The sequence below is a fragment of the Streptomyces sp. G-G2 genome, from assembly GCF_030063135.1.
Classification (GTDB): Bacteria; Actinomycetota; Actinomycetes; order Streptomycetales; family Streptomycetaceae; genus Streptomyces.
Genome location: NZ_JASISO010000140.1, coordinates 1 through 527 on the forward strand (window position 1 = coordinate 1; position 527 = coordinate 527).

2 pseudogenes are annotated in these 527 nt (G+C 68.3%); one reads left to right on the forward strand and one right to left on the reverse strand.

From position 1 onward, the window contains the following. Positions 1-261 (reverse strand): annotated as a pseudogene (locus tag QMF80_RS37970) (ISAzo13 family transposase); the annotation flags it as partial. A 56-nt stretch (positions 262-317) separates the two neighbouring features. Here QMF80_RS37970 and QMF80_RS37975 point away from each other — a divergent pair. Beyond that, a pseudogene (locus QMF80_RS37975) lies at positions 318-527 on the forward strand (transposase); the annotation flags it as partial.

Here is a 527-nt window from a genome sequence, read left to right on the forward strand (position 1 = left end):
CAGCCGCTTGCGGCCCCCGCCTGGAGCCCGGACCCGTCGGGTCGGCGACGAGCAACCGGCCAGCTCGGCAATACCTCGCGCGATGGTGGCAGTGCTGGTGCCAGAGGCGGTTGCGACCCGGACGATCCCGCCATGGCCGAGGGCCGTCGCCTCACTGGCCAGGTACAACCGGCGGCGACGCTCATCGAAGTGCGGCAGGATCTGATCGAACTTAGTTCGCAGAGCGCGGGTGGCAGCGCGGCCTGACAGACACGGAGTCATATCTCAGCCTCCCACCAACACCCCTCTACCGAACACTTATTGAAATACGGGCCCCCGGACGGATCGAGAACTCCCAGATAGGGGTGTTCCTCGCCTACGCGTCACCGCGCGGACGCGCTCTGATCGACCGTCGGCTCTTCCTGCCCAAGGACAGCTGGTTCGCCGACGGGCCCCGCCGCTCGGCGGCGGGCATACCCGAACAGACGGTGTTCGCGACGAAGCCGCACCTCGCCCGGGACATGATCGCTGCCGCACTCGACGCCGGC